At 69.4% G+C, this 13,431-nt stretch carries 11 protein-coding genes and 1 riboswitch; of the genes, 5 read left to right on the plus strand and 6 right to left on the minus strand.

Annotated features, from left to right (window positions below):
* Positions 1-102: 102 nt before the first annotated feature.
* Both C1N81_RS18750 and C1N81_RS18755 read right to left on the minus strand, forming a co-directional pair.
* The gene (locus tag C1N81_RS18750; RefSeq protein ID WP_394430564.1) at positions 103-1,578 is read right to left on the minus strand and encodes a sensor histidine kinase; all 1,476 of its coding nucleotides are present in this window, start codon (positions 1,576-1,578) and stop codon (positions 103-105) included.
* 398 nt (positions 1,579-1,976) lie between these two features.
* Positions 1,977-2,609 carry a TetR/AcrR family transcriptional regulator gene (locus C1N81_RS18755; protein ID WP_394430566.1) on the minus strand — a complete coding sequence of 211 codons (633 nt, stop codon included), beginning with the start codon at positions 2,607-2,609 and terminating at the stop codon, positions 1,977-1,979.
* 165 nt (positions 2,610-2,774) lie between these two features.
* On the opposite strand from C1N81_RS18755, the gene C1N81_RS18760 reads away from it, so the two are divergent.
* Together C1N81_RS18760 and nagB are read left to right on the plus strand one after the other, a co-directional pair.
* On the plus strand, positions 2,775-3,542 hold the full coding sequence (locus C1N81_RS18760; RefSeq protein ID WP_394430568.1) for an SDR family oxidoreductase: 768 nt from the start codon (positions 2,775-2,777) through the stop codon (positions 3,540-3,542).
* A gap of 498 nt (positions 3,543-4,040) precedes the next feature.
* A complete protein-coding gene (gene nagB, locus C1N81_RS18765) occupies positions 4,041-4,826 on the plus strand; it encodes a glucosamine-6-phosphate deaminase (RefSeq protein ID WP_394430570.1) in 786 nt (261 codons plus the stop codon).
* 274 nt (positions 4,827-5,100) lie between these two features.
* On the opposite strand, the gene C1N81_RS18770 is transcribed toward nagB, so the two are convergent.
* From C1N81_RS18770 to C1N81_RS18785, 4 genes are all read right to left on the minus strand, one after another.
* Complete coding sequence (locus tag C1N81_RS18770) at positions 5,101-6,585, minus strand: glycoside hydrolase family 3 protein (protein ID WP_394430571.1); 1,485 nt, start codon at positions 6,583-6,585, stop codon at positions 5,101-5,103.
* Between the two features lie 8 nt (positions 6,586-6,593).
* The gene (locus C1N81_RS18775) at positions 6,594-7,424 is read right to left on the minus strand and encodes a carbohydrate ABC transporter permease (protein WP_394430573.1); all 831 of its coding nucleotides are present in this window, start codon (positions 7,422-7,424) and stop codon (positions 6,594-6,596) included.
* Positions 7,421-8,410 (minus strand): carbohydrate ABC transporter permease, encoded by a 990-nt coding sequence (locus C1N81_RS18780; RefSeq protein ID WP_394430575.1) that lies wholly within the window; start codon positions 8,408-8,410, stop codon positions 7,421-7,423. Before C1N81_RS18780 ends, C1N81_RS18775 begins: the two co-directional genes overlap by 4 nt.
* A 94-nt stretch (positions 8,411-8,504) precedes the next feature.
* Entirely contained in the window at positions 8,505-9,788 is a 1,284-nt protein-coding gene (locus C1N81_RS18785) for an extracellular solute-binding protein (RefSeq protein ID WP_394430576.1), read from the minus strand.
* A gap of 388 nt (positions 9,789-10,176) precedes the next feature.
* On the opposite strand from C1N81_RS18785, the gene C1N81_RS18790 reads away from it, so the two are divergent.
* The 3 genes from C1N81_RS18790 to mctP all read left to right on the plus strand — a co-directional run bounded on the left by C1N81_RS18790 (position 10,177) and on the right by mctP (position 13,043).
* Complete coding sequence (locus C1N81_RS18790; protein ID WP_394430577.1) at positions 10,177-10,941, plus strand: GntR family transcriptional regulator; 765 nt, start codon at positions 10,177-10,179, stop codon at positions 10,939-10,941.
* A gap of 186 nt (positions 10,942-11,127) precedes the next feature.
* Positions 11,128-11,421 carry a DUF3311 domain-containing protein gene (locus C1N81_RS18795; protein ID WP_394430578.1) on the plus strand — a complete coding sequence of 98 codons (294 nt, stop codon included), beginning with the start codon at positions 11,128-11,130 and terminating at the stop codon, positions 11,419-11,421.
* The gene (gene mctP, locus C1N81_RS18800) at positions 11,418-13,043 is read left to right on the plus strand and encodes a monocarboxylate uptake permease MctP (protein ID WP_394430579.1); all 1,626 of its coding nucleotides are present in this window, start codon (positions 11,418-11,420) and stop codon (positions 13,041-13,043) included. Before C1N81_RS18795 ends, mctP begins: the two co-directional genes overlap by 4 nt.
* A gap of 132 nt (positions 13,044-13,175) precedes the next feature.
* Positions 13,176-13,311, plus strand: a riboswitch (cobalamin riboswitch).
* The last annotated feature ends 120 nt before the right edge of the window (positions 13,312-13,431 follow it).

Raw genomic sequence — 13,431 nt, forward strand, 5'->3', positions numbered from 1 at the left:
GGGACAAGACCCGAGCAACGCGAGCAGAGAGCCCCGGAACCGTTCGACGGTCCGGGGCTCTCTGCTGTCCGCGTACGTGCTGTCCTCGTACGTACGCTCGGGCTACTTGGTCGAGCGCACCGGGATGTCCAGGACGACCTGGGTGCCGCGCTCGGGTGCGGGCACCATGTCGAACGATCCGCCCAACTCCCCCTCAACCAACGTGCGTACGATCTGCAGCCCCAGGTTGCCCGCCCGCTTCGGGTCGAAGCCCTCGGGCAGACCGACGCCGTCGTCCTGGACGGTGATGAGCAGCCGGGCGTCCTTGCTGGTGCCGCCGCGCACCGCGGAGACCTCGACGGTGCCGGTGTCGCCCTGGCGGTAGCCGTGCTCCAGGGCGTTCTGCAGCACCTCGGTGAGGACCATCGACAAGGGCGTGGCGACTTCGGCGTCCAGGATGCCGAAGCGGCCCGTGCGCCGGCCCGTCACCTGGCCGGGCGAGATCTCCGCGACCATGGCGAGGACCCGGTCGGCGATCTCGTCGAACTCCACCCGCTCGTCCAGGTTCTGGGAGAGCGTCTCGTGGACGATCGCGATGGAGCCGACGCGCCGGACCGCCTCTTCGAGCGCCTCGCGCCCCCGGTCCGACTCGATGCGCCGGGCCTGGAGGCGCAACAGGGCCGCCACGGTCTGCAAGTTGTTCTTCACCCGGTGATGGATCTCCCGGATGGTCGCGTCCTTGGTGATCAACTCCCGCTCGCGCCGCCGCAGTTCGGTGACGTCGCGCAGCAGGACCAGTGAACCGATGCGCGTGCCCTTGGGCTTGAGCGGGATCGCACGCAGCTGGATCGATCCTTCTTCACCCTCGATCTCGAACTCGCGCGGCGCCCAGCCGCTGGCCACCTTGGCGAGCGCCTCGTCCACAGGGCCGCGCGAGGGCGCGAGTTCGGCGGTCGTCTTGCCGAGGTCATGACCGACCAGGTCCGCCGAGAAGCCGAGGCGGTGGTAGGCGGAGAGCGCGTTCGGAGACGCGTACTGGACGACGCCGTCGGCGTCCAGCCGGATCAGTCCGTCGCCCACGCGCGGGGAGGCGTCCATGTCCACCTGCTGGCCGGGGAACGGGAACGAACCGGCGGCGATCATCTGCGCCAGGTCCGACGCCGACTGCAGATAGGTCAGCTCCAGGCGGGAGGGCGTACGGACGGTCAGCAGGTTCGTGTTGCGCGCGATGACGCCGAGGACACGGCCCTCCCTGCGTACGGGGATGGACTCGACCCGTACCGGAACCTCTTCGCGCCACTCGGGGTCGCCCTCGCGCACGATGCGGCCCTCGTCGAGCGCGGCGTCCAGCATGGGGCGGCGGCCGCGCGGCACCAGATGCCCCACCATGTCGTCCTGGTAGGACGTCGGACCGGTGTTCGGGCGCATCTGCGCCACGGAGACGTACCGGGTGCCGTCGCGCGTGGGAACCCACAGGACGAGGTCGGCGAAGGACAGGTCGGAGAGCAGCTGCCACTCCGAGACCAGCAGGTGGAGCCACTCGAGGTCGGAGTCACCGAGGGCGGTGTGCTGGCGTACGAGATCGTTCATGGAGGGCACCAGGTGAGCGTACCCGCCGGCCCCTGCGGCCCCGGAAAGACCGACGGGCCGCGGCGCCGGGGGGAGGGACCCTCGACCCTTTCCCTGGCACCGCAGCCCTTCAGGTGCATCGGCCGCCCGGTGTGCGGTGCCCGGCTGCCGATCGAGGAACCGCCGCAGTCAGGGCAGAGAGCGGGGCTCCTCTGTCCGTCCTCCTGTGCGGGGAGGGCGGAGGCCTTTCGTACGCATTGTGGACTAGACCATTCGCCAATGTCTATGCGTCGGCACGGCTTAATTGTCGTCGCTTTCTCCGAGTCCGGGAGCCATGTTCCCGGGGCCGGGGCCCATGTTCGCAGGGCCGGAAGCCATGTTCGCGGGGCCGGAAGCCTTGTCCACCGTGGCGTCCCCCTCTACCCCCTCTATCCCCCCTGTCCACGGGCGCCGGTGCTCGCCGGTTCATCCGCGGGCCAGGCCGCCATCGCGAGATCGGCGATCGCCTCCAGATCGGCCCTGGTCGCACCGTCCCTCGACTGCTGCGACATGCCCTGGAAGACGGCGCCGACAAAGCGGGCGAGCGCCGCGATGTCCGTGGCCTGCGGCAACTCCCCCGCTCTCACGCCTTGGCGGAGCCGGTCCTCGATCGCGGCGAGGCTGGCCCCGCGCTGATCCCGCAGGGATTGCTCGACCTCGGGCGTCGTGCAGTTGGTCGCGGCGTGGATGACGAGGCAGCCGTGCGGGTGGCCGGGGGCGGTGAACTCCTCGGCCGCCTCCCGCAGCAGGCGCTCCACGGCGGCGCGGGCGGTGGGCTCCTCGGTCAGGGCACGGCCGGGTCCGGACCCGTGGGTGGTGCCGTAGACCCGGACGACCTCCTCGAAAAGCGAGCGCTTGTCACCGAAGGCGGCGTAGAGGCTGGGGGCGCCGATGCCCATCTCGCGGGTCAGTTCGGAGACCGAGGTCCCCTCGTAGCCGTTCTCCCAGAAGGCCCGCATGGCCTTCTCCAGGGCGGTCTCCCGGTCGAAGGAGCGGGGCCGTCCGCGCTGTTTCGTCGCCATGGGGTGAATTCTATAGCGGGCACTAGCGAAAGGGGGTGGGGGTGGGCTACGGTTATTTTCATAACGACCGCTACAGATTTCACGGCTACGGGTTCCGCGCCTCGGCTTCCTGCTGCGGGCTCCGGGGCGACCTCGGCACGGTGATCACACGAAGGGGACTGCGACATGAGCGGCACTGGAGTACTCACGGGCAAGACGGCACTGGTCACGGGCGCGAGCCGGGGCATCGGGCGAGGCATCGCCGAGCGGCTCGGCCGGGACGGCGCGCGGGTGGCGGTGCATTACGGGACCAACCACGCCGCCGCGAAGGAGACAGTGGCCGCGATCGAGGTGGCGGGCGGTTCGGCGTTCGCCCTCGGGGCCGAGCTCGGTTCGCCGGGGGCCGCGCGGGAGCTGTGGGAGAAGTTCGACGCTCGGGCGGACGGTGTGGACATCCTGGTGAACAACGCGGGGATCGGCACGTCCAGCGCCTTCGCCGACATCGAGGAGGCGGAGTTCGACCGCCTCTTCACGGTCAACGCCAAGGCACCCTTCTTCCTCGCCCAGCTCGCGGCGCCGAGGATGCGCGACGGAGGCCGCATCATCAACATCTCCTCCGGCGCCGCGCGCACGGCGATGCTGCCTGACCTCATGCCGTACGCGATGACGAAGGGCGCGCTCGACGTACTGACGCACTACCTCGCCAAGGTGCTCGGCCCGCGCGGCATCACCGCCAACACGGTGGCGCCCGGAATCGTCGACACGGACGTCAACGAGGCGTGGCTCCGCGCGAGCGACGAGGCGTGGGACGGGGCGGCCGCGCTCTCGGCGCTCGGCAAGGTCGGGACGCCGGCGGAGATAGCCGACGTGGTGGCGTTCCTGGCGTCGCCGGACGGGCGATGGGTGACGGGCCAGTGGGTGGACGCAACCGGCGGCTCCCTGCTCGGCCGCTGAGCGAGACCCGGCACCGGGCGCGCAGCCGCCCGCCAGTTGCCCCAAGAGACATCTCCGGTGCCGCTGCTCACCCCAACCCTGCCCGGCACCCCTCCCCAACCGCGACCGTGCACCGTGCCGCTCCCCCCGCCCCCGACCTGCGCACCACCCCTCGCCCACCACACCCCCGCCCGACACCGCTTCCCCACCGCGCCCTCGCCCGGCACCCCTCTCTCACCGCGACCCCTGCCCGGCGCCCCTCCCCAACCGCGCCCCTGCGCACGACCGCCCCCCAACTGCGACCCACCCGCACCCCCAACCCGTCCGCCGCGACTCCCCACCCGCCCCGTTCCCCGCCGCTCCGCCCCCTCGACATGCCGACGCCACCCGCAGCGCTGAGCATGGACGGAGCGGGGCCGTGCGGGGCCTGACCGGCAAGGGCTCGCTCTGCTAGATTGGTCTCGATTGGTCTATACCACGTATTCCCCAGTCTCCTCTGACCAGAACGGCAGGCCCAGCGTGGAAGTTGTGATCGTTCCGGACGCCAAGGCAGGTGGCGAGCTGATCGCCGAGGCCATGGCCCAGCTGCTGCGGCGCAAGCCCCACGCGCTGCTCGGTGTGGCCACCGGCTCGACGCCGCTGCCCATCTACGAGGCGCTGGCGGCCAAGGTGCGCGCCGGTGAGGTCGACGCGGCGAAGGCCCGCATCGCCCAGCTCGACGAGTACGTGGGGCTGCCGACGGGGCACCCCGAGTCCTACCGGGCGACGGTGCTGCGCGAGGTCGTGGAGCCGCTCGGGCTGGACGAGGCGTCGTTCATGGGGCCCGACGGCAGCGCCGAGGACGTGCAGGCGGCGTGCGAGGCGTACGACAAGGCGCTGGCCGAGGCGGGCGGGGTCGATCTCCAGCTGCTCGGCATCGGGACGGACGGGCACATCGGGTTCAACGAGCCGTGCTCGTCGATCGCTTCGCGGACCAGGATCAAGACGCTGACCGAGCAGACGATCACGGACAACGCGCGGTTCTTCGACGGGGACCTGAGCCAAGTGCCGCGTCACGTCATCACGCAGGGCATCGGCACGATCCTGGAGGCCCGGCACCTGGTGCTGCTCGCCACTGGTGAGGGCAAGGCGGACGCCGTGGCGGCGACGGTGGAGGGGCCGGTCGCGTCGGTGGTCCCGGCGTCGGCTCTGCAGCTGCACCCGCACGCGACGGTCGTCGTGGACGAGGCCGCCGCGTCGAAGCTGAAGCTCGCGGACTACTTCCGGCACACGTACGCCAACAAGCCGGAGTGGCAGGGCCTGTAGGCGCGGGTACTGCCCCCTCGGCGCTCGGCGCCCGGCCGCCCGAAAGCTCGCACGGCCTGCAGGCGCAGGCACTACCCGCTCGACGTCGGCCGCCAGAAAGCTGGCACGGCCTATAGGCGCGGGTACTGCCCGCTCCGCCGGCCGAAAGGCGACGCGGAACGCCAGACATGAAGGAGCCGGTCACCCCACCCAGGGTGACCGGCTCCTTCATGTGCGGCCTGCGGCATGTGCGGCCTGCGGCCCGGCAGCAAGTGCAGGGCCCTCGAGGGAACCGCTACCCCGCGACGATGACCTCAGCGGCAGCGACCCCGCACACGCGGGCCGCGCCGTGCGTGGCGATGTGCAGCGCGCCGCGCGGGGTCGCCCCCGGGACGCCCATCTCGACGACCACCGTGTCGGGGCGGGCGGCGAGGAGGGTGGTGACGGCGTCGGTCATCCAGGGGTGGCGGTGCTCGTCGCGGACCACGGCGACGAGGCGCCGGTCCCCGGCTGCGGCGAGGGCGGCGGCGCCCGCGTCGGGGCCCGAGTAGGAGCCGGTGGTGGTGCCGGGGAGGAGGCGTTCGAGTTCGGCGCCGACGCCCCAGGGGGTCTCGTCGCCGACCGCGATGTTGGCGAGCGGGGAGAAGGCCGCGACGTGGACCGGGCCGGAGACCGGCGGGGCGTAGTCGCCGCGGGTGACGGTGATCGCGCGGCGGGCCGCGATCAGGCCGATCTCGGGGTCGGACACGATCTCCGAGCCCGAACCCGTCGCCCGGGTCCACTCGGCGAGGGAGCGGACGCGGGCGGCGGCGTCCGCGAGGCGCTCCTCCGGGAGGTCGCCGGAGCGGACGGCGGCGACGAGGGCGTCGCGCAGCCGGGTGACCGTGCCCTCGTCGTTGAGGCCGCCGCCGACGCAGATGGCGTCGGCGCCCGCGGCGATGGCGAGGACGCTGCCGCGCTCGATCCCGTAGGCGGAGGAGATGGCCTGCATCTCGATGCCGTCGGTGACGATGAGGCCGTCGTAGCCGAGTTCCTCGCGGAGCAGGCCGGTGAGGATGCGGCGGGAGAGGGTCGCGGGGCGGTCCGGGTCGAGGACCGGGACCAGGATGTGGGCGCTCATCACGGCGCGGCTGCCGGCGGCGATCGCCGCGCGGAACGGGACGAGGTCGCGGGCGTTCAGGACGTCGAGGCCGACGTCGATGAGCGGCATGTCGTGGTGCGAGTCGACGCCGGTGTCGCCGTGGCCGGGGAAATGCTTGGTGCAGGCGGCGACCCCGGCGGCCTGCATGCCCTCGACGTAGGCGGCGGTGTGGCGGGCGACGAGCTGGGTGTCGGCGCCGAAGGAGCGGACGCCGATGACCGGGTTGTCGGGGTTGGCGTTGACGTCGGCGGACGGCGCCCAGTTGAGGTTGACGCCGCACTCGGCGAGGCGTCGGCCCAGTTCGAAGGCGACGGAGCGGGTCAGCTCCACGTCGTCGACCTTGCCGAGCGCGTGGTTGCCGGGGAACGAGGAGCCCGTACGGACCTCGAGGCGGGTGACGTCGCCGCTCTCCTCGTCGATGGCGACGAGGAGGTCGTCGCGTTCCGCCTTCAACTGGGCGGTGAGCGCCGCGACCTGGTCGGGGGTCTGGATGTTGCGGCCGAACAGGCCGACCGACGCGAGGCCCTCGCCGAGCCTGCGCAGCACCCAGTCCGGGGCGGTGGTGCCGGCGAAGCCGGGCTGCAGGACGGCGAGCGCGTCGCGGGTGAGTGTGTCGGTGCCGCTGGTGAGAGTGGTCATCGGGGGCGTTATCCCTTCACGGCGCCGGAGGTGAGGCCGCTGACGGCCTTGCGCTGCAGGAAGACGAAGACGATGAGGATCGGGATGGCGAAGAGAGAGGCCGCTGCCATGGTGGCGCCCCAGTCGTCCCCGAACTGGCTCTGGAACTGCGACAGCCAGAGGGGAAGGGTCTTCGATCCCGGTTCCTTGTTGAGGATCAGCACCAGCGGGAACTCGTTCCACGCCGTGACGAAGCCGAACAGGGAGGTGGCCATGAGGCCGGGCGCGAGCAGCGGCAGGATGACCTTGACGAAGGCCTGCGGGCGGCTGCACCCGTCGACCATCGCGGACTCCTCCAGCTCCTTGGGCACCGCGGCCACGTAGCCGCGCAGCGTCAGGACGGTGAAGGGCAGCACCATCACCATGTAGAAGAGGGTCAGCGGGAGGAGGCTGTTGAGCATGTCGGCGTCGCGCACGATCAGGTAGATCGCGATGACCATGACTTCCCAGGGCGCCATCTGCGCGATCATGAAGACCAGGATCATGCCCTTGCGCCCCTTGAACCGCATCCGGGCGAGGGCGAACGACGCGCACAGCGCGATGACGAGCGAGAGCAGTACCGCGCAGACCGTGACGGTGATCGAGTTGGTGACCAGCTGCCAGAAGTCGGGCGCGTCGACGGCCGTCTTGAAGTGCTCGAACGTGACATCGGTCGGGAACCAGACCGGGTTGTCCGTGACGATGTCCGCGGTCGGCTTGAAGGCCGTCGTGAACATCCAGTACACGGGGAAGACCATGAACACGAAGAGCACGAGCGCCGTGGCGTTGGGCCAGACGCGGCCGAGCAGTGAGCGCTTCACAGCTCGTCCTCCTCTTGCTTGAGAACGATGCGGAGGTAGTACGCGGTGAGGAGCAGCATGATCACGATGGTGAGCAGGGCGATCGCCGCGCCCTTGCCGTAGTGCTGGTTGCCGACGCCCTCGACGAACGCGTAGATCGGCAGCGTCTCGGTGAGCCGGTCGGGGCCACCCTCGTTGATGGTGAAGCCCTGCACGAACGCCTTGAAGACCCAGATGATCTCCAGGAACGTGGTGGCGTAGAGGAAGGGGCGCAGGAAGGGGAAGGTCACCGAGGTGAACTGCTTCCACATGCCGGCCCCGTCCAGGGCCGCGGCCTCGTACAGCTCGCGCGGGATGGTGGTCGTGGCGGCGTACAGGTTGATCGCGACGAACGGGATGGAGCCCCAGACGATCAGCAGGCCGATCACGAAGAACGTGGAGATCTGCGAGCCGGTCCAGTTGTAGTCGGCCATGGAGTGCCAGCCGAGTTTGTCGAGGACCCAGTTGACGATGCCGAAGCGGGACGCGAACAGCCACTGGTAGACGGTGGACGACGCGACGAGCGGCATGGCCCAGGCCAGGACCAGGCCCAGCATGAGCGTCAGGCGCATCTTCTTGCCGAGACGCGCGAGCAGCAGCCCGACGAGCGTGCCCGCCACCATGATCAGGACGACGTTGATCGCCGTGAAGATCGTGGAGCGCAGCGTGACGCGCCAGAAGTCCTCGCCGCCGAGGACCTCCTTGTAGTTCTCTACGCCGTTCCACTCGGTGACGTGCTGGATGAGCTGGCCCATGTTGAGGTTCTGGAACGACAGCAAGCCGTCCTTCACCAGGGGCCAGCCGAGGAAGATCGCCGTCACCAGGAGGGCGGGGAGCAGCAGCAGGTACGGGACGGTGTTCGCCGCGCCCTTCCGCTTCTCCCCCCGCGGCCCGGGTGCGCGACCGCTGCGCTTCCCGTCGGGCGCGATCTTGTCGACCGCTTCCGCCGGGTTGGTCTGCACTGCCATGCTCGCCATCTCTTCCAAAGCCGTAACTGGACGATGCGTCGGGCCGGGGCGGCGGTCGGGTTCTGGGTCCCTTCCGCCGCCCCGGCCCGGGCGACTACTGCTCCTGACTCAGGCGCTTGTTGAGCTCGCCCTCGACCTGCTTGGCGGCAGCGGCGGGGGACTTACCGTTCAGGACCGCGGTCATGTAGGTCTTGATCGGGTTCGGCGGGTTCTCCACCGGCGCCCACTCCGGGATCAGCGGCGTGGTGCCACCGGCCTTGGCGGCGGCGGGGGCACCGGCCTGCGCGGCCGGCTGGTCCTTGGCGTAGGACTCGAGGGCCGGGGACTTCGGGACCCAGCCGGCCTCCTTGACCAGCTGGCCGTCGTTCTCGACGGAGAGCGCGATCTTCAGGAACTCCTTGGCGAGGTCCTGCTTCTTGGAGCCCGCGGCGACGGCGAGGTTGGAGCCGCCGAGGAAGACGCCCTCGGGCTTGTCGGCGGTCTCACCGGGGATGGTGAAGAAGCCGATGTCCTCGGCCTTGAGCTTCTTGGCCTGCAGCGCGGTGCCGGCCTCGTAGCCCATGGCGATGATGGCGCCGGTGTTGCCCTTGCCGAAGACGGTGGCCTGCTGCGGCGTGGCCTCGTCCTTGTCCTTGGGCGCCTTGGAGAAAGCCTGGTACTGCTTGTAGACGTCCATGGCCTTGGCGACCTTGGGGTCACCGAGGTTGGAGATCCACTTGTCGCCGTCCTTCTTCACGGGCTCGACGCCCTGGCCGACGAGGAGGCCGTCGAAGAAGTACCAGTTCTGGCCCGGCAGGTAGAGCGGCTCGGCGCTGGTCTTCTCGCCGATCTTCTTGAAGTCGTCGAAGAGCTCGGCGCGGGTCTTCGGCGTCTCCGTGATGCCGGCCTGCTTCCAGATCTTCTTGTTGTACATGACCGTGCGGTTGCCGAAGTACCACGGCAGCGCGTACTGCTTGCCGTCGTAGACGGCCGGCTTGTTGACCGAGTCGGCCCAGTCCTTGCCGATCTCGCTCTTGAGGTCGGACAGCTCGGCGAGACCGCCGGTCTTGGCGTACGCAGGGGTCTGCGTGTTGCCGATCTCCAGGACGTCCGGCGGGTTCGACTCCGAGAGGGCCGTGGTGACCTTCTGCTGGATGCCGTTCCACTCCTGGACCTGGATGTCCAGCTTCGCCTTGGTCTTCTTCTCGAACTCGGCGGTGACCTTCTTGGTCCACTCCGGCGGGTTGGAGCCGGACATGGTCCAGACGGTCAGCGTCTGCCCCTTGTACCCGTCCGCCCCCGCCTTGCTCCCACTGTCCTTGTCGTCGTCACTGCCACAGGCCGCGATCGAGACCAACATGCCCGCGACGCCGATGGCCGCAATGAGCTTGCGCTTCACGTCACCCTCCTCAGGGATGCCAGCAACCCCCCACCCACAGCGACGCATACGACGAGCAGTGCTTCGTGGGACTGGGACCCGGTCTCCGTTTAATGGTGTAGACCAGTACGGGGAGCTTGGCCCAGACCAATAGAGGTGTCAAGGGTGGCTGAGAAAGACCTGTGCGTCCGTTATCGGAACGACACCCGCCCGCTGGGACAAGGGGGTTGAGCGGTTCGGGGGACCGCTCCCATCCGCGCGTACATGGACTAGACCAGAGAGTCAGCGGGCGGTATAAGGAGGGATCACGGAGCGTGCGGGGAGTCCCCCGGAGCGAGCCGTGCCACGATGTGAGCCGTGGCCGATGGGTACGTCGGTCGCATCGGCACCGGAGCCGGGAAGGCGGAGCATGAGCACCGACGTGAGCAGTGCGGAGAACGAGAGCGGGGCGCCCGTCCGCACCGCACGCGTGCCCAAGTACTACCGCCTGAAGAAGCACCTGCTCGACATGACGGAGACCCTGCCGCCGGGCACGCCGGTGCCGCCGGAGCGCACACTCGCCGCCGAGTTCGACACCTCCCGCACCACCGTCCGCCAGGCCCTCCAGGAGCTGGTCGTCGAGGGCCGCCTGGAGCGGATCCAGGGCAAGGGCACCTTCGTCGCCAAGCCCAAGGTCTCCCAGGCGCTGCAACTCACCTCCTACACCGAGGACATGCGGGCCCAGGGCCTGGAGCCGACCTCGCAGCTGCTCGACATCGGGTACGTCACCGCCGACGACACCCTCGCCGGGCTGCTCGACATCTCCGCCGGCGGGCGCGTCCTGCGTATCGAACGGCTCCGCCTGGCCAGCGGCGAACCCATGGCCATCGAGACGACACACCTGTCCGCCAAGCGCTTTCCGGCGCTGCGCAGGTCGCTCGTCAAGTACACCTCTCTCTATACGGCCCTCGCCGAGGTGTACGACGTCCGTCTCGCCGAGGCCGAGGAGACCATCGAGACCTCGCTCGCCACCCCGCGCGAGGCCGGCCTGCTGGGCACGGATGTCGGCCTTCCGATGCTGATGCTCTCCCGTCACTCGATCGACGGTTCGGCGCAGCCGGTGGAGTGGGTGCGCTCGGTCTACCGGGGCGACCGGTACAAGTTCGTGGCGCGCCTGAAGCGCCCGATGGACTGATCCCGCACATACGCGGCCCTTCCCTCACATAGCTTCCTCACATAGCTTCCCCACATAACTGAAGAGCGAGGCGGAACAGGCTCGTCCGTTATCCGGACAGGGGTTCCAAAGAGCAAGACTCTCGCATTAGATTTCCCGCACGTTAAACGTGAGATAAGTGGGATCAGCGAGGGGACGGAGCCCAAGATGTCGGATGCGCCGGAAGTGCCGGAACAAGCAGGGAGACCGGTGGTGACACCGGTCCGCGTGGTCATCGGGGTGTGCCTGGTCGCGCCCTTCGTGGCGATGCTCTGGGTCAGCTCCTACTCGAAGATCGACCCGACCTTCATCGGCATCCCGTTCTTCTACTGGTACCAGATGCTCTGGGTGATCATCTCGACCGGGCTCACGATGATCGCGTACAAGCTGTGGCAGCGTGACCAGCGCGGCCGCAAGGCGTCGGCCTCCGCGTCCGCCCAGGCTCCGGAGGGTCAGCGATGAACGACGGCGTCAACGGTGTCGCGCTCACCGTCTTCATCATCTTCTTCGTGGCCGTCACGGTCATGGGCTTCCTCGCCGCGCGCTGGCGCCGCTCCGAGACCGACTCGCTGGACGAATGGGGCCTCGGCGGCCGCTCGTTCGGCACCTGGATCACCTGGTTCCTGCTCGGCGGCGACCTCTACACGGCGTACACCTTCGTCGCCGTCCCCGCGGCGATCTACGCGGCGGGCGCGTCCGGCTTCTTCGCCGTGCCCTACACGATCCTGGTGTACCCGCTGATCTTCACGTTCCTGCCGCGCCTGTGGTCGGTCTCGCACCGGCACGGATACGTGACGACGTCGGACTTCGTGCGCGGCCGCTTCGGCTCCAAGGGCCTCTCGCTCGCCGTCGCGATCACCGGCATCCTCGCGACGATGCCGTACATCGCGCTCCAGCTCGTCGGCATCCAGGCCGTGCTCGACGTCATGGGCGTCGGCGGCGGCGAGAACACCAACTGGTTCATCAAGGACCTGCCGCTCCTCATCGCCTTCGGTGTCCTCGCGGCGTACACGTACTCCTCGGGTCTGCGCGCGCCCGCGCTGATCGCGTTCGTCAAGGACGGGCTGATCTACCTCGTCATCGCGGTCGCCATCATCTACATCCCGATCAAACTCGGCGGCTTCGACGACATCTTCGCCGCGGCCGGCAAGAAGTTCGAGCAGGTCAATCCGGCGACAGGGAAACCCGTCGGGGCGCTCGCGCCGGGTGAGGCCGGGCACTGGACGTACGCGACGCTCGCGCTCGGCTCGGCGCTCGCGCTGTTCATGTACCCGCACTCGATCACGGCGACGCTCTCCTCCAAGAGCCGCAACGTGATCCGCCGCAACACCACCATCCTGCCGCTCTACTCGCTCATGCTGGGCCTGCTCGCGCTGCTCGGGTTCATGGCGATCGCGGCCGGGATCAAGGTGCAGAACGGGCAGTTGGCGATCCCGCAGCTGTTCGAGGACATGTTCCCCGACTGGTTCACGGGCGTCGCGTTCGCCGCCATCGGCATCGGCGCGCTCGTCCCGGCGGCGATCATGTCCATCGCCGCGGCGAACCTCTTCACGCGCAACATCTACAAGGACTTCATCAAGCCCGACGCGACCCCCGCGCAGGAGACCAAGGTCTCCAAGCTGGTGTCGCTGCTCGTGAAGGTCGGCGCGCTCGTCTTCGTCCTCACCATGGACAAGACCGTCGCCATCAACTTCCAGTTGCTCGGCGGCATCTGGATCCTGCAGACCATGCCTGCCCTGGTCGGCGGTCTGTTCACCCGCTGGTTCCACCGCTGGGCACTGATCGCCGGCTGGGCGGTCGGCATGGTGTACGGCACCCTCGCCGCGTACGGGGTGGCGTCGCCGACGCAGGCGCACTTCGGCGGGTCCTCGAAGGAGATCCCGGGCATCGGCGAGATCGGGTACATCGGCCTGACGGCGTTCGTGATGAACGTGATCGTGACCGTCGTCCTGACCTTCGTCCTGAAGGCCGCGAAGGCTCCCGAGGGCATCGACGAGACGTCGCCCGGCGACTACACCGCCGACGCCGGTGACAAGGGCGTGCAGACGGACCTGCCCGTCGTCGGAGCGGGCTCCGGCCACTGAGCTCCGTCGTACGACACCCCGGGACGGGCCTCTCCGCACGCGGAGGGGCCCGTCGCCATGAGCGGGCCCGCACGCCCGCCACGCACCTGCCCGCGCGACACAAGATATGGGGCTGTCACCCACACCCGGCACAACATGTATGCTCGCTCTCGCTGCAGCCGCAGGGGAATCCGGTGCAAATCCGGAACTGTCCCGCAACGGTGAACGTAGCGCGCATAACGCCGCGCCCGCGTGAGTCCGACGACCTGCCGCAGCCCACCCGAGCCGCCCGGCCCGGATGGAGACGACGTCCGGGCCTCGCGGAATGGGCCGGTGACGAAGGCGCCCCCTCGCGTGCGCGCCCGAGCCACTCCTCCCCGCAAGGCCCCGAGCCGAGCGAGGGAGAGCC

This window comes from Streptomyces sp. SGAir0957 (assembly GCF_043523415.1).

Bases quoted from the DNA above. Each gene is read 5' to 3' on its own strand.
- mctP (WP_394430579.1), top strand. From the start codon at position 11,418: ATGAACGACGGCGTCAACGGTGTCGCGCTCACCGTCTTCATCATCTTC.
- C1N81_RS18780 (WP_394430575.1), bottom strand. From the start codon at position 8,410: ATGGCAGTGCAGACCAACCCGGCGGAAGCGGTCGACAAGATCGCGCCC.
- C1N81_RS18760 (WP_394430568.1), top strand. From the start codon at position 2,775: ATGAGCGGCACTGGAGTACTCACGGGCAAGACGGCACTGGTCACGGGC.
- C1N81_RS18770 (WP_394430571.1), bottom strand. From the start codon at position 6,585: ATGACCACTCTCACCAGCGGCACCGACACACTCACCCGCGACGCGCTC.
- C1N81_RS18790 (WP_394430577.1), top strand. From the start codon at position 10,177: ATGAGCACCGACGTGAGCAGTGCGGAGAACGAGAGCGGGGCGCCCGTC.
- C1N81_RS18755 (WP_394430566.1), bottom strand. From the start codon at position 2,609: ATGGCGACGAAACAGCGCGGACGGCCCCGCTCCTTCGACCGGGAGACC.
- C1N81_RS18795 (WP_394430578.1), top strand. From the start codon at position 11,128: ATGTCGGATGCGCCGGAAGTGCCGGAACAAGCAGGGAGACCGGTGGTG.